This window comes from Paenibacillus chibensis, assembly GCF_004001045.1.
GTDB lineage: Bacteria > Bacillota > Bacilli > Paenibacillales > Paenibacillaceae > Paenibacillus_AQ > Paenibacillus_AQ chibensis.
The window spans coordinates 38422-60913 of sequence record NZ_BIMK01000041.1 but is presented as its reverse complement, the minus strand read 5'-3'; the positions used below and the strand labels follow the sequence as shown (position 1 = coordinate 60913).

Here is a 22492-nt window from a genome sequence, read left to right as displayed (position 1 = left end):
TTATTCAGCAGGTTTTTTTTGTTGCAGCAGGGGATTGCCGTTTAGCCGGAAATTGCAGCATGGCGTTCGTCTGGATCCCGGGCGGAAATAAACGGTATGGAAATCATATTGAAATATATGGAAATTGGCGCTAAAATAAAATAACAAGTGAAGTAATCGCTTTCATCGGGGTATGGCGCAGTCTGGTAGCGCGCACCCTTGGGGTGGGTGAGGCCGTGGGTTCGAATCCCGCTACTCCGATCGATGCCTTATGTATCAAGCGCACTTCCCATCTTGTTGCTATAACAAAATGAGGAAGTGTTTTATTGTGCTCTGATGTTAATAATCGAGCAGGCGTCCATGATCATGCCACTGGCCGTACATTTTGTTGTGCCTTGTGTTTGTTATGAATTTGTCTAATCTGCTCCTGAATAATTCCGGCTGCTTCCTGTTGCTCTGGATGGTGTCGATCCGAACTCTTCGATACAGCTCCGGAAAGGCCATGAAATTCTTATGTAATTGCTGATCCTCGTTTAACCTTCGTTCAATCTCCCTATCTATTCTGAAACAATCCGGGTTCATATCCGGAAGAACCATTCTTCCTTCGTCGCTCATGAATCCCAGCTTTTCGAGGCGGCGGACGCGTTCTTTATTCAGTTCGGTCCATGAGCTTTTTTTGCTTCGGGGAGACAGTCTCTGCGCCAGCTCCGTGTCGGATATTTTCTTTTTGACCCCATCGATCCATCCAAAGCACAAGGCTTCCTCGACCGCGTCCAGATATAGCAGCGTATCCGGGCTTGGCGTCATGCTTACCGAGACCCAGCAAGATTTTTCAGTCCTACCATGTTCCTGCAACCATATCCTCAAATCTTCTCTCGATTTTACCGGAATCTGATTTTCAATTTCCATAGATACCATACCTTCTCCTTTCAAAAAAATGCAGCAAACGAAGTAAAAAGGGCGATATCTCTGTTCCCTGAAGAATCGCCCTTTTTAGGTGGATATCATTCAACACAACCGCCAGCTTGGCGTCAGAGTGATCTGGATTCCGCAGGCTGCTGATACCAAAACAGCACATAATCGTTCATTGTGGAGGCGTGGCCCAGCTGGCGCAGCATGGTTGAAATATTGCCCCGGTGGTAGGTTCCGTGGTTGACCGTTTGCAGCACGATTTCCGATAACCGGGTGTTGCGCGCTCCGGCGTACGGATTCTCGAGCATGATGATTTGCTCCAAATCGTCTTGGCCTCGGAACCATGCACCGTATTCTTCCGCTAACTCCCTAAAAGCCTCCGCGAACTCATCGGCAGAGTAACGCAGCATTTGTTGTTGAAGCGGAAGGCACTCTTCCAGCGCCTCGGGCATACTGGCCCCCTTCAGAACCTGAAGCCAACATTTGTCGATCGCATAGATATGCGCGAATGCTTCGCCGATGGTGGGGAACGAGGTGTTCACTTCTTGCTGCAGCACCGAGGACGGAAGCTCCTGGATTCGTCCCAAGAGGGTTTGGGTGGCCCACACGTGGTAATTAAACATTTGTACCGGATGATTCATTTAGATCGTCTCCTTTGATGGGTCAGGGATTGGTTTTATGTTTCTGCAGCTATAATAAAAAAAGATGTATGACAACAGCCTGTCATACATCTTTATAAAGTTTGAGCGCATGTTGAAGCTGTTCTTTTATAATCCCTCGCAGAGCAGGAGGTTCAAGAACTTCAGCTCCACTGCCGAAACTCAGCAGAATCGTCCAAAGCCATCGCGCTTCCAAGGGACGATAAACAGGAATTCGCATCGTCATGCTCCCATCCGCATGAAATTGCTTATCCACCTGGTTGAACTGATCCATCGCTTCCGCCAAAGCCTCCGCATCCACCCGGATCACGACATCCTCCATCGGATCCTGCCATTCCTTGTTTGACAAGGCAGCCGCTTCCGGCATCTCATCATGCGGCTCGAAGGTTTCCTGCGTCACGAATAGATTCATTAACCGGGACAGCCGGAACTCCCGATAATCCCGCCGAGTTCGGCAAAACCCATGCATGTACCAATTACGATATTTATAATGCAGCCTTAGCGGCTCCATATCCCGGGTCGTACGTTCATTCTTTACATCGATATAATCAAAACGGACGACCTTTCGCTCGGCAATGGCCGTACGTAAATGAGGAAGCGCGTCGGGCTCCGTCCGGCAGGTTTCGAGGTCCACGGACAGACTCGCGGCTTGGTGCTCCGGTCCAATCGTTTGCAGTCTTTCGATGGTCCCCTGCGCACGCTTGTCTTCAAATACGGTGGAAAGGCTTCTGAGCACGGTGATCAGGGAGTTGACATCATAAGAACCGAGCAGGCTTTTATCCATTTTATATCCGTCCATGATGCCGTATCCGCCATTCGTCCCTTGATACGATACAACCGGGAAGCCCGCGGCGCAGATCGCATCGATATCCCGGTAGATGGTTCTTGGGGAAACCTGAAACTCTTCAGCCAGCATGGAGGCAGACAAAATTTCGTGATTCAGCAGCTTGTAGATGATGGAGATCAATCGCTCCAATTTCATGTGTGTATCCCCGCCCGTTAGTCTATATCGTATTGCTGAGCCTGATTATATCACAGATTTTTTTCTGCTGATTTTGGGATGGTAATGGATGCGGGTTCGAATCCCGCTATTCCGATTTTTCGCCAGGACAGTCCAGGCTTTCATTATAGGAAAGCGTCCCTTTCGGGGGCCTGTAGGATGAATGGGAAGACGAATCGACGGTGCGCCTGGCTTCAGCACAGTTCACCATCAGGATGCTCAAAGTCAACACAGCAGCGACAAGGGAGTGCGTGGATTTGGATTTCACATTTTCACCGCCTCGAGTTCTCTTATTTATATAACGCTTACATTTATAAAAAGTTCCAAATCATTGGATGTATCCATTCATTAACCCGGAAAGAGGGATTTGTTTCATACTATCTTGTTTTTGCGGTTATTTTACGCTATTGTCATGAACATTTTCGCACAAAAACGAAGAGGTTCTTGTTCTATATGCGGCTTGAACAAGGAAACACCCTGGAAGCTTGAAAAGCTCCCAAGGTGTTGTTTTTTAATAAGACCGATATATTTAGGAAGAAACCAAGGAATAATCTGTGGTAAGCAGTAAGCCTTCAGCGGAATCGGATCGGTAGTTCTTTCAGCGCGAACATCATTGAACTGTTCATCCGGGCGAGCTCTGCGGAACGGTCGCGCCGGAAATCCGGAAACCTCTCGAGCAGCGTTTCGATGGCGATTTTCGATTCGAGGCGGGCCAGCTGGGAGCCCAGACAGAAGTGAATGCCGCTCCCGAGACCCAGATGGGGATTCGGATTCCGGTGGATATTGAATTGTTCCGGCCGTTCGAACACGTCCTCATCATGGTTGGCCGATGCCATCCAGATGTGGACGAATTGCCCTTTCTTCAGTTCTTGCCCGCGCAGCACGGTATCCTCTTTTACATGACGGAACATCAGCTGAACCGGCGAGAAATAGCGGAAGGTTTCCTCGATCGCTCCCGGGATCAGCGTCGGATCTGCCAGCAGCTGTGCCCGTACCTCCGGAAGGCTGTCAATGCCAAGCATGGCCGAGGAGATCAGGTTGGTCGTCGTTTCGTTGCCGGCGACGAGCAGAAGAATGCAGAATCCGATGATCTCCAGATCGCTTAAGTGCTCGTTATCGATGCGTGCCTGAACCAGCTTGGTAATCAGATCCTCCTGCGGATGGCGGCGGCGGTCCTCGGCGATGACCGAGAAATATTCGCTCATCTCCCGCTGGCATTGGTAAAAGTCCTCCGCATGATCGCCGACAAGGGCATCCGACCATTCCTTGAATTTTTCCCGGTGCTCCATGGATACGCCCAGCATCTCAGCGATGACGGTGATCGGGAGCGGACTGGTAAACTCGGCCACAGCGTCCATATGTCCCTTCTTCTCCGCTTCGTCCAGAAGCGAGGACGTGATCGCCTTGATTTTCGGGGCAAGGGATTCGATGACGCGCGGGGTAAAGGCCTGGGAAACCAGCTTACGCAGCTGACGGTGCTTTGGCGGGTCCTGCCGCAGAATGCTGTACTCCAGCGGGTCCTCGGAATCGGGAGCGCCTTGTGAGGAGAATACCTCGTAATTCGTAAAGACGGCTTTGACGTCCTCATACTTGAACACGTTCCAGACCATGTTGTTTTCGGATAGGATCACCGGAGATTGTTCCCGCATTTGCTTAAACCATTCCAAAGGCAGCAGACCGTTTTTGTTCCATTCCATTCGTAGACACCGTCGCTTTCGTATTGGATTTGTGTAAAACTGACTGGTCAGTTTAATGAACTTAAAAAAAAGGCCGTGCTAATCGATCGATATAAACAGGCCTTTGGTAATGATGGTAAAGACGAAGTGTTCCAGCTCATCGCGCGAATAGGCTTCCGGATGGCTCAGATAGTAGTTGCAGGTACTCTCCATTGTGCCGATGATGCTTGCCGCCGCCAAATTGGAATCCACGTCGCGAAGCAAATTTTCCTCGCATTTCCCAGCTTCGAGAATCGAAGCCAAAAAGTGAAGATGGTCGCGCCGGAGCTGCTTCAGTTCATCCAGCACATCCTGCTCGATGCCGTTCGAAAGCTCATTGAACACGATATGCGAAAAGTGGCGCGATTCCAGAAATAAATCCAGATGATGGCGGATAATCCGCAGGATCTGTTCTTTGATCGGGAGCGGGGCGTTCAGGTCGGCTTGCGTGCGATGCATGATATCCTCAAAGCCCTCTTTGACGATGGTTTTGAACAGCTGGGATTTTCCCGGGAAATTGTAGTAGAGCGTACCTTTGGCCACCTGTGCCCGCAGGGCAATCTCGTCCATGCTTGCCCGGTGGTAGCCATTTTCGGAGAAGACTTCGATGGCTGCGCGTATGATTTTATCTTTACTCAAGGTTAATCTACCTTTCAGAAGCGTAATTTCGGACAAAACTAATCTGACTGGTCAGTACAAATTTAAAATAACACGCTGGAAAATAATAGTCAAACGAAAGAATGCCCGGCGGATAAATGATTATTTCCGGTCGGAACATGTACATATGGCCCATAGTGGTGTATATTTCAACTTGCTGGTTAATTAATCAGAAGAAATGGATATGACTAAACCTAGAACACTACACGGTAACGGAGTGATCATTTGAGCAAATCAAAAGGCAAGGGCGGAACAGGCAGGGGAACGGATAAAAAGGGCTGGACCCGCTGGGATGCGAAAGCCCGCCGGGCGAAGAGCGCCCCGAAGCCTTATACGAGTAAAGGGACGAAAAAAGCCAGCGAAGCTAAAGTCGAAGGACAAGGCAAAAACAACGACGCCACGCGCAGCTGACCATCATAAGGAGATGACATGAAATTGGAAAATACGGAACAGGAAGTAACTTCGGTAGCAAGCGATCTCCCGGAGAACTATAATGAACTTAAGAATGCGGCGAACCGCACAGCGAACTGGAGAGAGCGGCTGGATGCGGTCAAGCAGCTGGGCCAGTGGAAAAGCCAGCAATCGGTCGATATTCTGACGCGCAGATTGCATACCGATCCGGTATTCCAGGTGCAGGAGGCAGCCTATGAGCAGCTGAAGGCATGGGGAGAGGATGTCGAGAAGCCGGTCCGCAGCAAGTATGACGTGGTCAAAGGCATCCAGAAAATTTTGCTGCGCGTAAAGAAAAGCCTTCCGCGGGAGCATTCGTACGAAGCGTTTAAAGAGAAGCTGAAAAAAATGAGAATCGACGTCTACGACACCTATGAAGGGGATAAAGGCGCTGATTTTGACACCTGGCTTGAAGAAACGTGGAAAAAGCTGTAACCAGGATTGAACCAATACAAATATAGGAGTGGTATTCTGAGAAAACAAAAACCGATGTCATTTGACGACCTGTTGCTGGAGCTGAAGGGGCAAAAAACGATTCAGGAAGATCCGGACCATGTTCCGCTGAAAGAGCTGTTTAACGCCGCATTTATGCGGAAGCATTCTTCTTTTGACAGCTTCGAGGAATTCGCGGAGAAGGGCAACTTTCACATCGAATCCTATGAAGATATCGCGAACATACCGGATGAGCTGTATGACCGCCATGTCTCGAGAGAGACGGACTTCGCCGACTGGAAATCCATGCTGGATCAAGCCAATGCGGAGTATAAGGGAAAGTAGAATAAATATCCACGAAGAGCGCGCCGGCACAGGCTGCGCTTTTTTCGTTCAGCGATCCTTCCTGCGCGGGAGCGGCTCAGTAGACTGGATCCAAGGATTCTTGATAAAATGAAAAGACGTATGAAACCAATGGGATCGGAGGGATTGTTATTCTGGAACTTTCGATGGCGCGGCCCGAGGAACTTGTGAAGGTAACCCATGCCCTCTCGACAGAACTAAGGCTGAGCATGATGAGGCTGCTGAACACCCGCAGAATGAACGTTGCGGAGCTTGCGGAAGCACTGGACATTCCCGTATCCACGGCCGCATCGAACGTGAAGGTGCTTGAGCAGGCCAAGCTGATCGAAACGGAGCTGCTGCCTGCGTCTCGCGGCGCAATGAAGGTATGCCGACGGACGTATGATGATATTAAAATCCGGATGAATGCACCGGAGCTGCATGGAAGCGATCTTAACCGGTGTTATGAAATCGAAATGCCCATCGGCAGCTTCATTGCCTGCGAGGCGGCTCCCACCTGCGGCATGGTCAGTGAGGAGGGTCCGATGATCGCGGAAGACTCGCCTGCGGGCTTTTTCCATCCCAGTCGGCTCCAGGCGCAGCTGATCTGGCTTCGCAAGGGATACTTGGAGTACCGTTATCCGCTTGAGCTTCCGCCGGGCGCGCAGATCCAATCGATTCAGTTTTCTATGGAAATATGTTCGGAAGCCCCGAATTACGATCCTGATTGGCCTTCGGATATCACCTTATGGATTAATGGGGTGGAGATTGGCACATGGACATCGCCCGGCGACTTCGGCGGGAGACGCGGTAAGCTGAATCCTTCCTGGTGGAGCGATTCGGGCACGCAGTTTGGCCTTCTCAAAACGTGGTGCATCGATGACACACGGAGCATGCTGGATGAGAAGGAAATCTCGGCGGTTACGCTCAACGAGCTGAATCTGGCAAGCCGCAGTTACGTGGATATGCGTATCGGCGTTAAGGAGGATGCCGTGTACAAAGGCGGACTGAACCTGTTCGGAAAGCGGTTTGGGGATCATGAGCAGGATTTGAGGATGAAAATCCATTATTTATAAGCGAGCTTTCTGCTTTGACGCAGAGGCTCTTTTTTTGTGCACGCATTGACTTTTGAAAAAGGGGACTCTATGCTGTAACTATTAATACATTATTTTTGTATAAAAACAATATTTATGTATGAAAAGGAGTGTATACGGATCATGACGACTCTGAAGTACATCAAGGATTATCCTCGGCCGCAGTTTGTCCGTGATGCATGGCAAAGCTTGAATGGGGAATGGGACTTCCGTTTTGACGATGCCAACGTGGGAGAGAAAGAGAAGTGGCAGGAAGATCTGCAGGGAGACTTGAAGATTCAGGTTCCTTTTACTTATGAAACGCAGGCCAGCGGAATCGGCGAGGAAGCATTTCATCCCTATGTATGGTATCAGCGGGAACTGGAGCTGCCGCAAAATTTGGGGGATCAGCGGGTAAGGCTGAATTTTCAGGCCGTAGATTATATCGCCAAAGTATGGGTCAACGGCAGCTTTGCAGGTCAGCATCAAGGCGGGTATGCGGCATTTTCATTTGATATTACGGATTACTTAAATCTGGATGCGGGTGCGCGCAACCGGATCGTTGTGAAAGCGGAAGACAGCCAGAACTGCACGCAGCCGCGGGGAAAACAGCGTTGGGTGGATCAGAACTTCGAATGCTTTTATGTGCAGACCACCGGGATCTGGCAGAGCGTATGGATCGAATATACCTCCGAGTCGTATTTGAAGGCAGTCAAAATCACGCCGGACTTCGATCAGCGCTCCGTTCGTTTTGAATATCAGACCCATAGGGCGGCAGATTCCACCTCCCAGCTACGGGTGGAGACGCGGATTAGCTATCAAAACAGGATGCTGAAGCAGGTCCAGCTTCATATAGACCGCCCATGGCTGCAGTTGGAAGTAGATTTAACTCATGAAGCCAATGGACCGTGGAAGACCATCGCCTGGTCTCCGCAGACGCCGAATCTATACGATGTGGAGTTTGTTGTATACGAGAATGACGTCGTGATCGACCGGGTGTATTCATATTTCGGGCTGCGCAAAATCTCCATTGAACAAGGCAAAGTGCTGCTGAACAATACGCCGGTGTATCAAAGGCTGATCCTGGATCAGGGGTATTGGCCGGAAAGCCACCTGACTCCGCCTTCGGAGGAGGCGCTGATCGCGGATATCGATGCGATTCTGGCCATGGGATATAACGGGGTCCGCAAGCATATGAAAATCGAAGACGCAAGATTCCTGTACTGGTGCGACGTGAAGGGGTTGCTCGTCTGGTCGGAAATGGCGGCGACGTTCGAGTTTAATGATGAGGCGGTGGAATCCTTCACGAAGGAATGGACGGAGATCGTGAGGCAGCAGTACAATCACCCGTCGATCGTGACGTGGGTTCCCTTTAACGAGTCCTGGGGCATTCCGCAGATTTTAACGCATCGCAAACAGCAGCAGTTCACCGAAGCCATTTACCATCTGACGAAGTCGATCGATCCGTATCGTCCGGTGATCGTGAACGACGGGTGGGAGCACACGGTCAGCGATATCATTACGCTGCATGATTACGAGGAGCATGGTTCAGCTTTGCAGGAACGTTATGCGGACTCCCAGGCGCTGCTGGGCGGCGGCATTTCCTTCAACAACTGGAAGTATGCCATGGCGCAGGGCTACGAATATCGGGGGCAGCCGGTGATCGTCAGCGAATTCGGCGGCATCGCTTTTCAGTCCAACACGGGCTGGGGTTACGGCAATCAGGTGAACGGCGAGGAAGCCTTCATCGAGAGGTTTAGAAATATAACGCAGGCGATTAAAGCGACGGATTATATCTGCGGATATTGCTATACGCAAATTACCGATGTCCAGCAGGAAGTGAACGGACTTCTTACGGAGGACCGGCAGCCGAAGGTTCCTTTGGAAGTGATTAAGGAGATCAACCTCTCCTAATATATAAGAACGAATGAAGTCTGGTCTGGGGGGAGCCCGGATCAGGCTTCTCTTGTTTAAGCGTAACAATGTCCACCTCTTAGCACAAAGACAGCAAGATTATCCTTCAAATTCGTAACATTGTCCCCCAAAAGCATGCCGATTATCGGTTCAACGCCCCATCCGTTGCGATTACACTTGTATAAAAGAAAGCCCTTACATTTAAACTGGACCACCGAAAATCACAGAAAATAGGGCGACTAGATCGGAGGTGAAGACTAAGCGGTTTTGCCTGCATGGCGTTCAAGGCTTCTTCAAGATCACCAATGAAATTTAATCGGGAGGGAAACCATTTGAAGCGAAAACTGTTCACCTCGTTTGCGGGTCTCATGTGCTTGATCATGATGTTTGCGGCCATCCCCGCCTTTGCGGCGGCCAGCGGGCCGATTGTATGGGGCTCTTCGTCCACCATTACGGATATTAAAACCTTCAACGATGCCGGTCCTGATGCGCGGGGCTTAAGACCGGGCACATTCGGTGCCGAATATGCGCGCATGATCAAGCTTGCAAACGGCGATTGGCTGGCGGTTGCCGCCATTTACGATAATAACGGATACACGAAGGTTTCCTGGGGCGGAACGCGGCTTCAGGTATTCCGCAGCACGGACAACTGCCGTACATGGTCGCTCGCAGCGACCTTATGGGAGGATGGACGCGACCTGGACAACGGTCAGCTTCTCCAATTGCCTAACGGGGATATTCTGCTCGCCATGCGTTCGGTGCGTTGGCAGGAATCGTACCAGCTCCGGGTATACAAGAGCGTAAATGGAGGCTCCAATTGGAACTTCCTGAGCACGATTGACGAGAATACGGGTGCGCCCGGCGCGCTGGGGAACCCGGACAAGGGCGTATATGAGCCGCATATGCAGCTGCTGAATGACGGATCGGTTGCCGTCATGTACGCGAACGAGAAGCATGTGACCGAGAATCCATCATATAGCCAGTTGATCTCCGAGAAGATTTCGACGAATGGCGGAGCCAGCTGGGGGAATGAAATCTACGTCGCTTGGGATCCTGCGAATGCGGGGGCACGTCCGGGCATGCCGGTATGGACCAAAATGACCAACGGGCAGTATATCGTCGCATTTGAAGTCTGCGGCACCCAGAACTGCGAAATCTTCACCAAGAAGAGCACGGATGGGAAGACCTGGTCGAGCGGAATTGGGACCAAGGTATCTACGGCGCAGCATGGCGGGCCATACATCCTGTCACTGGGTGACGGCCGGCTTGTCCTCAGCTCGAACTCCAACGTGCTCTCGCTCAGCAATGACTACGGAACGACCTGGTATAACAATGACGTTCCCGCATTCGGCAACTCCTGGTGGGGAGCCCTCTACCAGACAGGACCCAATGAAATTGCCATGGTCAACTCCGTGGAGCGAAGCGTCGGCGGACATAATGTGCAGGTCCGATTCGGAACCTTAACCGGTTCCTATACGAACGATTTTGCCGCGAATGATAATGGCTGGGTTCGCTACGGGGGAACCTGGTCCGTCGCCGGGGGCACCTATAATGTGAATTCGGCGAACGCGGATAAATCGGTGCTTACGCCGTACCCTTCCAAGATGAATTATTCTCTTGAGGGAGATATTAAGCTCAATAATGCGGGTCAAGGGAGCTTGATCTTCAACGTGACGAACCCATCCACCGGAGCGGATCAGCAGTCTGGCTACGGAGCCGGCATCGACTCGGCAGGAATGGTCTGGTTAGGACGGTTCAACAATAGCTGGACGCAGCTTCAATCCGTAAACACGGCGATTGCGGCGAACACGTGGTACCATATGAAGGTGGTTGTGAACAACGGGAACATAAAAGTGTATGTCGGAGATATGTCGACGCCCAAAATCAGCTATAATGACGCCGTGTATACCGGCGGCACGATTGGCGTACGCGGAGGCTTCAACAACAGCGTCAGCTTCGACAATATTACCCTGAATTAGATCGAACGTGAAAGAGCCCTTCAAGGGCTCTTTTTCTTGTATGCCCTTTGTTCTCATGCCAGCGGACGCTTACCGTACGTTTCGCCACCTACCTTAACTTTCTCCACCTGTGAAGGCTCCGCCCAGGTCAAACATCTGTGATTTGTTCCCCAAGGATCGGCTTTTTGTCGGTTCTTGACCGGCTCTAATCCAGGTAAAGTAGGTGATGAAGAAAGCACTTACATAAAGCTGAAAGGGCTTTCGCAAAGCAAATACAATTGCACGAGAGGGTGGGTCAAATATGAAGATGAGAAAGAAATTAACGGGCCTGTTAACGGCAAGCCTGACGCTGGCCTTGGTGATGGCGGGCTGCTCGTCCGGCACCAAAGACAGCGGCGCCTCGGGTTCTACCGGGACCGAAACGCCAAAGACAGAAAGCACAGGCAGTGCTCCTGTGGAGATTACCTTCTGGAATATGTTCGGCGGAGGGGAAGGCGATTTCGTAGATCAAATCATCAAAGGCTTCAATGATTCCCAAAAGGAAGTTTCAGTCAAGCAGTTGCGCCTGGAGTCGAACGAGTACTACGCGAAGCTCAGCACGGCGCTGTCTTCGTCCAAAGGTCCTGACGTCGCCGTAGCGCACGTGGACCGGATCTCGCCGTTCGTGAAGGCGAAGCAGATCGTACCGGTGGATGAGCTGGCGAACAAGGCCGGTTTCGATCTCAAGCAGATTACCGAATCCAACATCACGAGCGTGACCTATGACGGCAAGCCTTATGCCGTGCCGCTGGATACTCACTTCCATATGTTCTATTACAACAAGGACATTCTGAAAAAGGCCGACCTGCTGAACGAGGATGGCACGCCGAAGCTGGGCGAGATGACGCCTGAAGGGTTCGAAAAGACGCTGGCTGATATTCATGCCAAAGTGCCTGACGTGCAGGCGCTTGCCGTGAACACGCCTTATTTCCAGGAACCGTTCCTGAATATGTATTACGAAGCGGGCGGGGATATCCTCAACGCAGACATGACCAAAGCCGCGATCAATAATGATAAGGCACTGAAGGTCTTAAACTTCTATATGGATCTCTACAAGAACAAATACAGCGATTTGAACGATAAAACGCCATGGGATACGTTCCACAACGGCAAAGCCGCATTCTGGTTCGGCGGCGTTTGGGAAGCCGGGCTGCTCCTCGGGGATAAATCCCTGAATATCGGCGCCATGCCGCTTCCACCGATCTTCGGCAGTCAAACGCATTGGGCCAGCTCCCATACCCTTGTCATTCCTTCCTACGTATCCCCGGAAAAGCAGGAAGCCGCAGCCAAATTTATGAAGTACTTCTCTGAAGTTGGCGGCAAGACTTGGGGTCAGGCAGGACACGTGCCGGCAAACAGCAAGGTTACGGCAAGCGAAGAATACAAGAGCCTTCCATACCGCAACGAATTCATCGAAGCCCAGAAAACGGTGAAATTCGCGCCGCCGACAGATAAATACACGACGATCATCACGACGATCTCGGAATCGCTGCAGAACATTATTTTCGGCAACGAGAAGCCGGAAGACGGCCTTGCGAACATGGAGAAACAAATCAATGAAGTCCTCGATAACTAGAATGTAAATTGGAGGGGAAGCGACCTGGCCCGGTTGGCAGGGAGCTTCTTCTCATTCAGATATCAGAAAAGATCAGCGTCGAAGGATCGGCCTCCTGATATCGCATGAGAAACTACCGCTAATGCTACTGCTGAGGAGAATGACCAATGGAGACGAAGTTGAGAGAAGGCAAGGGATCCGTGGTGCTGCACAAGCCTGCTCCCTTGCGCATTCGATCCGAACTGAAAGCAATCATCTACCTGATCCCGTTCCTGGTGCCTTTCGCCGTGTTCTACTTGTGGCCGGTGCTGCGGGGAGCGTGGATGAGCCTGCATGTATGGGGCATCCAGGGGATGGAGAAGTATTCGGCGTTCGCCAACTATAAGAAAATTCTCACCAATTCGGATTTCTATACGTATTTGTGGCACTCGTTTTATTTTGTGCTGCTGTGCGCGCCGACCGTAATTGTTCTCGGCCTGGTGCTGGCGCTGATCATTAATCAGAACATTTGGCTGCGGACCTTGATCCGCTCGGTTTTTTTCCTGCCTTACGTACTGTCCGTTTCCGTAATCAGTTTTATATGGCTGCGCCTGTTTGATGCGAAGAATGGACCCGTAAATGCACTTCTGCATGTGCTCGGACTTCCTACAGACATCAACTGGCTCACGGATCACCGATTCGTGTGGTGGGCCATTACGATCGCAACCGATTGGTGGACGGTCGGATTTGTTATGGTGCTGTTCCTGGCGGGCTTGCAGGAGATTCCAACCGATCAATATGAAGCGGCCAAGATAGACGGCGCGAATGCGTGGAAGAGATTCCTGCATATTACGCTGCCGGGATTGTCCAGAGTCATGAAGGTCCAAATTTTTTATCAGATTATCAGCTGCCTGAAGCTGTTCGGTCAAGTACAAATTATGACCGGAGGCGGACCCGGAGACTCCACGAATACGATGATCCGCTATATCTACGTGACCGGATTCAAAAAGGATATGTTCGGTCTGGCTTCCGCGCAGTCGATGATCTTCTGCTTCATCATGCTGCTTATCGCCGTCATTCAATTTAAAATGACCGACCGCAACGACGGATAAGGAGAGAAGAACATGAATAAGATCCTTTTGAATATGATCGCTATCGTCCTTGCAATTTTATTTATTTTTCCGCTGATCTGGATGCTTCTCGTTTCTCTGAAACCTGACGGCGTGAACGTATACAGCCTATCGGATTGGGTGAACTGGTCTGATCTGAACGTGGATAACTATGTCAAAGTCATCCGTGACTCGCCCATTTTGCGCTGGACCTGGAACAGCTTGGTGATTGGCGTCCTTACGACCGTCATTTCCATCCTGTTCAGCTCGCTGGCGGCATTTTCGTTCTCGAAGCTGCCTTTTCGGACACGGGGCATCTTTTATGTCATCATCGTCTCGGGGCTGCTGATTCCGACGGAAGCGATATTGATCCCGCTGTATGAAACGGCGCTTCATCTGAAGCTGATCGATAACATCTGGGCGATCATTTTGCCGGGATTGACGAATCCGATCGGTATTTTGTTATTGAAGCAGTTCATGGACGGCGTGCCCAAGGATTATATCGAGGCCGCGCAAATCGACGGCAGCCGTAATTTCCGTCTCTGGTGGAGCATCTGCCTGCCGCTGACCCGTACGGCGATGGTGTCCGTAGGTATTTTCTTCTTCATCATGTCCTGGAACAATTTTCTGTGGCCGTACCTTTCGATTACGTCTGAGGAAAATATGATCCTCTCGGCAGGGCTCCCTACCTTTTTGTCGAATAATACAATGTCCTTAAACCTGATCATGACGGCAAGCGCCATTGCGGCGATTCCGACCATTATCGTGTTTATCCTGCTTCAACGCCACATTGTCCAAGGGGTATCGATGTCGGGCGTTAAGGGCTAAGCAAGCGCCGGCAGAGATCTCTTGAATAGAAAGGGTTACAAGCATGACCCATCCACCTGGCAAGACCGTACAACCCTGGGACCGCGTTCGATCCTGGATGAAAATATGGAAGAGCAGCATACGTTATAAATGGATGCTGCTTTTATTTCTGTTCTCCTTGACGCCGCTGGTCGTCATGGGGATTATTTCGTTTTCGATATCGAAGTCCACCATCAACGATAAAGTCACCGAATACTCGGAGCATTTGTTGTATCAAACGGCGGACAATCTGGATACGCGCCTGGGCATTTATAAGGATATGATGATGCAAGTCCTGAATAACAATGAGATCGTCAATATGCTGCGGACCCTTGATCAAACGGACCCTGCCCGTTACGATGTGGATAGCCTGTCGCTCACGACGAAGCTGTCGACCATTGTGGCGATTAATCAGGATGTGCAGTCGATATCGTTTGTATCGGAGAAGCATTACATCAAAGGCATTTACCGCTGGAGCAAGCGGACCCGGACGGAAGTCGAGCCCTTCCTTCGGACGCTTGAGGATGGCAGCAACTTCCGCTGGTATCCTACCCGCTACGGTACGTACGTGGATAGCTTGAATTCCCAGAGCGCGCATGTCTTTTCCTTGGCCAAACAGCTGTATAAAACATCCGATGACAGCCCGCTCGGCATTATTGCCGTGCTGGATATCCGGGAAGACGTGATCAAGGAGCTTGTATCGAAGGCTGTGAGCAACAATCAGGATCTGCAAAGCTTCGTCGTGGATGGCCGCGGACAGCTGGTCTCTTATCCGGATAACGCCATGATCGGCAAAAGCGTGACGGAGGTGCTTGGGAGCGGCGGATATGATAAAATTGTGAACTCGGGCTCGGGGGAACAACGGTTTCCGCTCATCTACAAGGGCAACCATCTCATCGTGAACGCGAAAAAGCTTCATACCAACGACTGGATGGTCGTCAATGTCATTTCCAAGGCTGCGCTGTACCAGGATTCGAACCGTCTGCTGCAAATCATTCTGGTCATCGCCCTGCTGTGCATCGTCTTTTCGATTATTACCGCCATGCTGCTGGCCAACTCGATCACGAACCCGATTCTTAAGATGATCCGTTTGATGAGACAGGTGATGTCCGGAGAATTGACGGTCCGTTATAAAGCCAAGCGCCGGCATGACGAATTTGATATTTTGGGCAACAACTTCAACTATATGGTGACTCGCATCGACGAGCTCCTGAAGGCTGTGTATGTTGAGCAGGACCAGAAGAGAGTTGCGGAGCTGAAAGCGCTGCAAGCCCAGATCAACCCCCATTTTCTATACAATACCCTTGATATTATTAAGTGGACGGCCCTCATTCAAAAGGCGAATCATGCTGCGGAAATGGTCAGCCTGCTGTCGCGCCTGCTCCGGATCAGCATCGGAAAGGGGGAGGAGACCGTAACCGTCGAAGAGGAAATAGAGCATGTCCAATGTTATTTGGGCATTCAGAAATTCCGCTTCAATTTCAATATCGAGACGCGGGTCGAAATGGACGACGATGTAAGGCAGCTGCGTACGCCCAAGCTGATTCTGCAGCCTATTGTCGAGAACGCGATCATGCATGCTTTCGGGGAGCAGGAATCCGGGGGAAGAATCGATATTACCTGCTTCAAGGTGCCGGGTGAAGGTCTGCGGTTTGAGGTAGCGGATAACGGAAAGGGAATGGAGCCTTCATTTGCACGCAGTCTGCTGACAGAGCACGCTGCCGATGGCGAAAAATCAGGCGGGATCGGCCTGGCGAACGTGGATGAACGGATCAAACTCATTTGCGGAAAAATGTACGGCATTGAAATCGAAAGCGAACCCGGTACAGGAACCGTCATCCGAATTAGACTTCCTTTGATGACATAGAGGGGGAATGAGGTATCATGCATCGCGTCATTATTGTTGAAGACGAGTTTATCGTAAGGTATGGCATCTGCTCGATGATTGATTGGGAAAAAATAGGGCTGCAGCTAATCGGCGAGGCCGCCAACGGAAAAGAAGCACTTGAGCTTATGGAGTCGGAAATGCCGGATATCCTCATTACAGATATCAAAATGCCCGTGATGGACGGCATTGAGCTTATCGCTGAAGTGCGGGCCGCCTCACCGGATATGAAGATCATCATTCTCAGCAACCTTGAGGATTTTCAATATGCCAAGGAAGCGATCAGGCATGGCGTATCCGAATATCTGATCAAATCGGACATGATGCCCCGGGACTTCGAGCAGGCACTGCTCAAGGTCAAGGAAAGCCTCGACGCGGTCCGGAAGGGACCGTCCGGGGATACGCCGTCCTTTCAGTCTGAGCCGGTACATAAGGAGAAATTCCTGCTCGAATTGATGGAGGGAAGCATTGCCAATGCAGCTGAGTCCATGGAGCAGGCACGGTTATTAGGCATGGCTCCGCTTCATTCCGCGCATCTGTTGCATATCAGCCTGAATGCGGCGGAGCAGGGCTACACGGAAAGGCAATCCGCGATCCGGCATATGGTGGAACGAATGCGGGATGAGCTTCCTTGGAAGGTCGAAACCTTTCCGGATAAACAGGGCGACATGAATGTGCTTTTCATGGACGCTGCTGGGGAAAGGGTCATAGGTTCCACGCCAATGGAGCTGCTGATTCATCAGGCGGAAGAAATGATCCGGCGATTATCCAAGGAGTTCGGGCTTACGGCCACGATCGGAATCGGGGGGCGCATCCGGGAATGGACGGATATCAAAGAGGCATATGCCCAAGCGGTCAGGGCGGCCAAGCAGAAAATGTTTCTTGGAAGCGGCCGCGTCATGGTACACGGCAGCGATGAATTGCAGGCGTCTGACGTGCAGGCGGATCATTTCAAGATCAGCACGCATCAGATCCAATCCATGGTGTATGCGTTCCAAACCAAAGAGCTGATGGAATATCTGGAGGCGCTGTTCGGGCAGCTCGCTGCACGCCGGGATGTCGAGCTGGTCCAAATCGTTTCGCTGGAGCTGCTGATGATCCTGACGACCTTATGGCCCGATGTATCCAACGATGCCCAGCAGGTGCTGCGGCTGAAAAAGCAGTATTTTGATGAGCTGGCCAAGCTTGAGACGCTGGAGCAGAGCCGGAGCTGGTTCATAGAAGCATTTGAAGCATTGGCGCGGCATATGAACGAGATGTATCATAGCGACCGTAACAGCATCATTAAAGCAACCCAGTATATTCAGCAGTTTTATCATCAGGAGATCTCGCTTCAATCGATCAGCAGCCTGGTGCATTTAAGCAAGAACTATTTCGCCAATTTGTTCCGGAAGGAAGTCGGGGAAAGCTTTCTGGAATACTTGACGCGAATCCGGATCGAAAAAGCCAAGTCGCTGCTGACCGGGGATCTGAAGGCGGGGGATGTCGGAAGCCTGGTTGGCATTCATGATCCGAAGTATTTCTCCAAGGTGTTCAAAAAAATTACCGGGCTGTCGCCGTCGGAATACCGCCAGCGGATTCGTGACTACGGTGAAGACAGAGGGCCTGTGTAAGTTTGCAAGCGCTTACTAATTAAGTTAAAGATGGTTGGATCAGGGAGGTGGAGTGTGGTGAACATCAGGGGTTCCCTCCTGCCGGTTATCATGCTGTGTGCGTTCATCATATCGGGTTGTTCGGATTCCTCTTCTGACGTCAGGGTCAAGGCAGAGAAGATCGTACCGCCCGTCGAGCTGTCATTTTGGAATCCCTTTGGGGGCGGGGAAGGCGAATTCGTCGAGCAGATCATCAAGGATTATAACGACTCACAACATCGGGTGTTTGTGAAGCAGCTGCGGCTCGAGTCCAACGAGTATTACGCACGGCTGAGCACGGCCCTTTCTCTGGGGAAGGGACCGGATGTGGCCGTGGCGCATGTGGACCGTCTGTCCCCGTTTATCAAAGCCAAGCAAATCGTACAGCTTGATGCGTTAGCAAACGAGGCGGGGTTTGATTTTAATGAAATCGAGGCATCGAACCGCCTGAGCGTGAGATATAACGGAAACGATTATGCCGTGCCTCTGGATACCCATTTTCATATGCTCTATTACAATAAAGACATCCTGGACAGAGCCGGATTATTAAACGACGACGGGACACCGAAGCTGGGGGAGCCCACGCCGGCCGGTTTCATGGAGTTTTTGCAGCAGATTCACGAGCGGGTTCCCGGTGTACAGCCGATGGCGGTGAATACGCCCTATTTTCAGGAATCGTTTCTGGATCTGTACTATGAAGCTGGTGGGGAGCTGCTGAGTCCCGACTTGAAAAAGGCGGCTATACATAATGAGAAAGCGATGCAGGTACTGACCTTCTATCAACAGCTATTCGACAGGAATTTAAGCGATTTGAATGACAAGACGCCATGGGACTCCTTTGATCATGGGCAGGCAGGTCTATGGTTTGGAGGGGTATGGGAAGCAGGTCACCATCTCGGCAATCCGTCCTTGCATGTCGGGATCATGCCATTACCGCCGATCTTCGGCACCAGCGTTCACTGGGGGAGTTCCCATACGTTGGTCGTGCCGGCTTACGTCTCGGAGCAGAAGCAGCATGCCGCCATGGATTTCATGAGATATTTCTCGGAGGTCGGCGGAGCGATCTGGGGACAGGCGGGGCATGTTCCTGCGAACCATGCCATTGTACAGAGCGAAGCCTACCTGGAGCTTCCGTACCGCAAGCAGTTTGTGGTATCCCGTGATTCGGTCAAGTTTGCGCCCAAGACGGATAAGTACGCGGCGCTGTACACCACCATTTCGGAGGATCTTCAGAACATCGTACAGAACCGAATTGTCCCCGAGCAAGGATTGGCGGCGCTGGAGAAAAAGCTGAATCAGATTTTGGCAAACTAAGAAGGTCACCTGCTGCTCTTATGGTCACGACGGCGAACACGGTTATCGGAAACCCCCGGTAACCGTTTTTTTTGCTGCAAAAATGGAAAATAACCTGGATTATCCCAATGATATCCGTTAAAATTGGAGCATGAATGAAACTCGGTTTCATATAATGAAACGAATTGAGGAGGAGTTCTTATGTCTTATTCATTCACCGGCATCGATCATGTCCAGCTGGCAGCACCGGAGGGGTGCGAAGCGGAAGCAAGAGCATTTTTCGCGGACCTGCTGGGATGGGAAGAAATTCCGAAGCCTGAGAATCTGCGTAAACGCGGCGGCGTATGGTTTCTGTGCGGCAGGCATCAGGTGCATATCGGCGTGCAGAAGGATTTTGTACCGGCGACCAAAGCGCATCCGGCCTTTCATGTGCAGGGCATTCGGGAGCTGCGGGAGGTTTTGCTGCAAAACAACATCCGTGTCATGGATGATGAGGCTCGTGCAGACGAAGGGGTGACGCGGTTTTATCTGAACGATCCGTTCGGCAACCGGCTGGAATTTTTGGAATGGCTGTAATGAAAAAAAGGCGGGGCGGAACGTTTACGTCCACCGGGCCGCCCATAGCTTCATTTCATGGCAAATCACGTGCAAATCCTGGCCCTTCGGCGTCAGCGTGTATTCGACGGTCACCGGTACCGTGGGGAAAACTTCGCGCTCAAGCACGCCATGCTCTTCAAGATGCCGGAGGGTACTGGTCAGCGCCCGGGGGCTGACGCTTGGAATGCGGCGCTGCAGCTCGCCGAAACGAAGGGTGCCGCCGAAGAGCTCGCGGATGACGAGAAAAGCCCATTTGCCGCCTAGCACATCCAGTGTCTTTTCAATATTGCATTCAATGAAATCCGGATTTTTCGGGATATAGCTGCTCGCTTTTTTGGTCGTTGTCACGCGCATCATCCTCCATATGTATTTACTATACTTAGTATACTAGATATCCTTCGTATAATTAAGTGAAAAACATTTCACTTCTTCTAATCCGGCACGAACTTCTATAGAATGAACATGTAATCAAGGATAACCTCAAGGAGGAATGTAAACATGAAATACCGGAGATTAGGCGGCAGCGGCCTCAAGGTCAGCGAAATCAGCTTGGGAAGCTGGCTTACATATGGCGGTTACGTGGAACGGGAAAATGCGGTCAATTCGATTAAAACAGCATATGATTTGGGCATTAACTTTTTTGATACAGCGAACGTGTACGAAAGAGGCGCGGCGGAAGTGTTAGTAGGCGAAGCGCTGAAAGCGTATCCGCGCGAATCTTATGTACTGGCTACGAAAGCCTTTTGGCCGATGGGCGACGGTCCGAACGACCGCGGTCTGTCCCGCAAGCATATCATGGAGCAGGCTCACGCCAGCTTGAAGCGTTTGCAGCATGACTATGTGGATATTTTCTACTGCCACCGTCATGATCCGGAAACGCCGCTTGACGAAACGCTGCGTGCGCTCGACGATCTGGTTCGCCAGGGCAAAGTGCTGTATGTGGGCGTAAGCGAATGGCAGGCATCGCAAATCGCGGAAGCGCTGGGCGTAGCCGACCGTTACCTGCTGGACCGCATCGTGGTCAACCAGCCGCAATACAATATGTTCGAGCGTTACATCGAAAAAGAAATCATGCCGCTGTGCGAGCGTTCCGGCATCGGACAAGTCGTCTTCTCGCCGCTGGCTCAGGGCTTGCTGACAGGCAAATATACATCTGCTTCGGATATTCCGCAGGACAGCCGCGCTGCGAGACTCGAATGGATGCGCAAAGGCATCACCGAGCAAAAAATCAATCAGGTGAAGCAGCTTGAAGGCATTGCAAGCGAACTCGGCATTTCGGTAGGCAACCTGGCTTTGGCCTGGATTCTGCGCAACAGCAACGTTGCCAGTGCCCTGGTTGGCGCAAGCCGTCCGGATCAGGTGACGGAGAATGCCAAAGCATCCGGCGTCGAGCTGAGTGCCGACGTCATCGACCGCATTGAAGAGATTTTGAAATAGCGTATTCATTTCTACATGGACCACTCTTGAGCGAGGAGGCATTTTTCAATGGCAAAGGTTGTGATTACGGGCGGAAGCGGCATGCTTGGACGCTGGGTCGTGAAGCATTTCGTGGAGCAGGGATATGAGGTACTGAACGTCGATTCCCGGCGGCCGGCAGAGGAGCTATGTCCAACGCTGATTGCCGATCTGGAGGATCTGGGCGAAACCTACAGCGCCCTGGCCGGCGCAGATGCCGTCGTGCATTTGGCTGCCATTCCTGCCGCGCATATCCGGACACCGGAAGTGACGTTCCGCAACAACGTCATGTCGACGTACAATGTGCTGGAGGCCGCGTCGGGCCTCGGGATCCGCAAGGCAGTGATCGCGTCGAGCGAATCCTCATACGGCATCGTGTTCGCCGAGAATCCGATCGCGCCGCAGTACGTGCCGCTGGATGAAGAGCATCCGCAGCTTCCTCAGGACAGCTATGGATTATCCAAAATCGTCAACGAACAGACGGCCGAAATGTTCAACCGCCGCACGGGCATCCAGGTCGTGTCGCTCCGCTTGGGCAACGTCATTCCTCCGGAGTGGTACGAACGGTTTCCTTCCTTTATTCGCAAGCCTCGGGAACGCGAGCGCATTTTGTGGAGCTACATCGACACCCGCGACGCTGCTGAAGCCTGCAGGCTGGCGATCGAAGCGGACGGACTGGGCGCGGTGGCGCTGAATCTGGCTTCCGATGATTCGAGCATGGACATCCCGAGCCGCGAGCTGATGGCCGAATGCTATCCGGACGTAACCGACTTCAGGGCACCGCTCGAAGGATACGAGTCTCTGTTCAGCAACGAGAAGGCGAAGCGCTTGCTTGGCTGGCAGCCGAAGCATCGCTGGCGTGAACAGGTCAAGGACATCTAAGCACGACGCAAACACAAGCTAGAATTCGATGAAGGAAAAGCTCCGGGAGGGTTCCCCGGAGCTTTTTCCTTTTGTGAATAGATTCTGGCGGGTACACCGCTCGTGTTGTCGCAGAGGCCGTAACGGCTAA

21 protein-coding genes and 1 tRNA gene are annotated in these 22492 nt (G+C 51.6%); 16 read left to right on the top strand and 6 right to left on the bottom strand.

What is annotated here, in order from left to right; translation table 11 throughout:
* The first annotated feature begins 166 nt into the window (after positions 1-166).
* Positions 167-240, top strand: a tRNA-Pro gene (locus tag PCH05_RS24330).
* Between the two features lie 78 nt (positions 241-318).
* Here PCH05_RS24330 and PCH05_RS24325 read toward each other — a convergent pair.
* The 5 genes from PCH05_RS24325 to PCH05_RS24305 form a co-directional block, all read right to left on the bottom strand.
* On the bottom strand, positions 319-888 hold the full coding sequence (locus PCH05_RS24325) for a YdeI/OmpD-associated family protein (protein ID WP_127606809.1): 570 nt from the start codon (positions 886-888) through the stop codon (positions 319-321).
* 122 nt (positions 889-1010) lie between these two features.
* A complete protein-coding gene (locus PCH05_RS24320) occupies positions 1011-1532 on the bottom strand; it encodes a DinB family protein (RefSeq protein WP_127606807.1) in 522 nt (173 codons plus the stop codon).
* Positions 1533-1614: 82 nt separating this feature from the next.
* Positions 1615-2532 carry a helix-turn-helix transcriptional regulator gene (locus tag PCH05_RS24315; protein ID WP_127606805.1) on the bottom strand — a complete coding sequence of 306 codons (918 nt, stop codon included), beginning with the start codon at positions 2530-2532 and terminating at the stop codon, positions 1615-1617.
* Positions 2533-3122: 590 nt separating this feature from the next.
* On the bottom strand, positions 3123-4247 hold the full coding sequence (locus PCH05_RS24310; protein ID WP_127606803.1) for a cytochrome P450: 1125 nt from the start codon (positions 4245-4247) through the stop codon (positions 3123-3125).
* A gap of 78 nt (positions 4248-4325) precedes the next feature.
* A complete protein-coding gene (locus PCH05_RS24305; RefSeq protein ID WP_127606801.1) occupies positions 4326-4904 on the bottom strand; it encodes a TetR/AcrR family transcriptional regulator in 579 nt (192 codons plus the stop codon).
* A gap of 243 nt (positions 4905-5147) precedes the next feature.
* Between PCH05_RS24305 and PCH05_RS24300 the strand changes: the two genes are divergently transcribed.
* From PCH05_RS24300 to PCH05_RS24240, 13 genes are all read left to right on the top strand, one after another.
* Entirely contained in the window at positions 5148-5333 is a 186-nt protein-coding gene (locus PCH05_RS24300) for a DUF3934 family protein (RefSeq protein WP_127606799.1), read from the top strand.
* 18 nt (positions 5334-5351) lie between these two features.
* A complete protein-coding gene (locus PCH05_RS24295) occupies positions 5352-5807 on the top strand; it encodes a HEAT repeat domain-containing protein (RefSeq protein ID WP_127606797.1) in 456 nt (151 codons plus the stop codon).
* Between the two features lie 54 nt (positions 5808-5861).
* Positions 5862-6149, top strand: coding sequence for a hypothetical protein (locus PCH05_RS24290; protein WP_127606795.1), 288 nt, complete (start codon positions 5862-5864; stop codon positions 6147-6149).
* 164 nt (positions 6150-6313) lie between these two features.
* Positions 6314-7222, top strand: a complete 909-nt coding sequence (locus PCH05_RS24285) for an ArsR/SmtB family transcription factor (RefSeq protein WP_307719581.1) — start codon at positions 6314-6316, stop codon at positions 7220-7222.
* 141 nt (positions 7223-7363) lie between these two features.
* Positions 7364-9133: a glycoside hydrolase family 2 protein gene (locus tag PCH05_RS24280; RefSeq protein WP_174806300.1), complete on the top strand. Its 1770-nt coding sequence runs from the start codon at positions 7364-7366 to the stop codon at positions 9131-9133.
* A 332-nt stretch (positions 9134-9465) separates the two neighbouring features.
* Positions 9466-11112 carry a 3-keto-alpha-glucoside-1,2-lyase-like domain-containing protein gene (locus PCH05_RS24275; RefSeq protein ID WP_127606792.1) on the top strand — a complete coding sequence of 549 codons (1647 nt, stop codon included), beginning with the start codon at positions 9466-9468 and terminating at the stop codon, positions 11110-11112.
* 286 nt (positions 11113-11398) lie between these two features.
* On the top strand, positions 11399-12706 hold the full coding sequence (locus PCH05_RS24270) for an ABC transporter substrate-binding protein (RefSeq protein WP_246049929.1): 1308 nt from the start codon (positions 11399-11401) through the stop codon (positions 12704-12706).
* A 146-nt stretch (positions 12707-12852) separates the two neighbouring features.
* On the top strand, positions 12853-13776 hold the full coding sequence (locus PCH05_RS24265) for a carbohydrate ABC transporter permease (protein WP_127606788.1): 924 nt from the start codon (positions 12853-12855) through the stop codon (positions 13774-13776).
* Between the two features lie 12 nt (positions 13777-13788).
* On the top strand, positions 13789-14601 hold the full coding sequence (locus PCH05_RS24260; RefSeq protein WP_127606786.1) for a carbohydrate ABC transporter permease: 813 nt from the start codon (positions 13789-13791) through the stop codon (positions 14599-14601).
* 133 nt (positions 14602-14734) lie between these two features.
* Entirely contained in the window at positions 14735-16486 is a 1752-nt protein-coding gene (locus tag PCH05_RS24255) for a sensor histidine kinase (RefSeq protein WP_164766782.1), read from the top strand.
* A gap of 17 nt (positions 16487-16503) precedes the next feature.
* A complete protein-coding gene (locus PCH05_RS24250; RefSeq protein WP_127606782.1) occupies positions 16504-18117 on the top strand; it encodes a response regulator in 1614 nt (537 codons plus the stop codon).
* 57 nt (positions 18118-18174) lie between these two features.
* Positions 18175-19449, top strand: coding sequence for an extracellular solute-binding protein (locus PCH05_RS24245; protein ID WP_246049928.1), 1275 nt, complete (start codon positions 18175-18177; stop codon positions 19447-19449).
* A 180-nt stretch (positions 19450-19629) separates the two neighbouring features.
* Positions 19630-20004: a VOC family protein gene (locus PCH05_RS24240; RefSeq protein WP_127606778.1), complete on the top strand. Its 375-nt coding sequence runs from the start codon at positions 19630-19632 to the stop codon at positions 20002-20004.
* A gap of 24 nt (positions 20005-20028) precedes the next feature.
* Here PCH05_RS24240 and PCH05_RS24235 read toward each other — a convergent pair whose 3' ends face one another.
* Positions 20029-20379 carry a winged helix-turn-helix transcriptional regulator gene (locus tag PCH05_RS24235; protein ID WP_127606816.1) on the bottom strand — a complete coding sequence of 117 codons (351 nt, stop codon included), beginning with the start codon at positions 20377-20379 and terminating at the stop codon, positions 20029-20031.
* A gap of 144 nt (positions 20380-20523) precedes the next feature.
* Between PCH05_RS24235 and PCH05_RS24230 the strand changes: the two genes are divergently transcribed.
* Positions 20524-21462: an aldo/keto reductase family protein gene (locus PCH05_RS24230; RefSeq protein WP_127606775.1), complete on the top strand. Its 939-nt coding sequence runs from the start codon at positions 20524-20526 to the stop codon at positions 21460-21462.
* A gap of 48 nt (positions 21463-21510) precedes the next feature.
* Entirely contained in the window at positions 21511-22362 is an 852-nt protein-coding gene (locus PCH05_RS24225) for an NAD-dependent epimerase/dehydratase family protein (RefSeq protein ID WP_127606773.1), read from the top strand.
* The last annotated feature ends 130 nt before the right edge of the window (positions 22363-22492 follow it).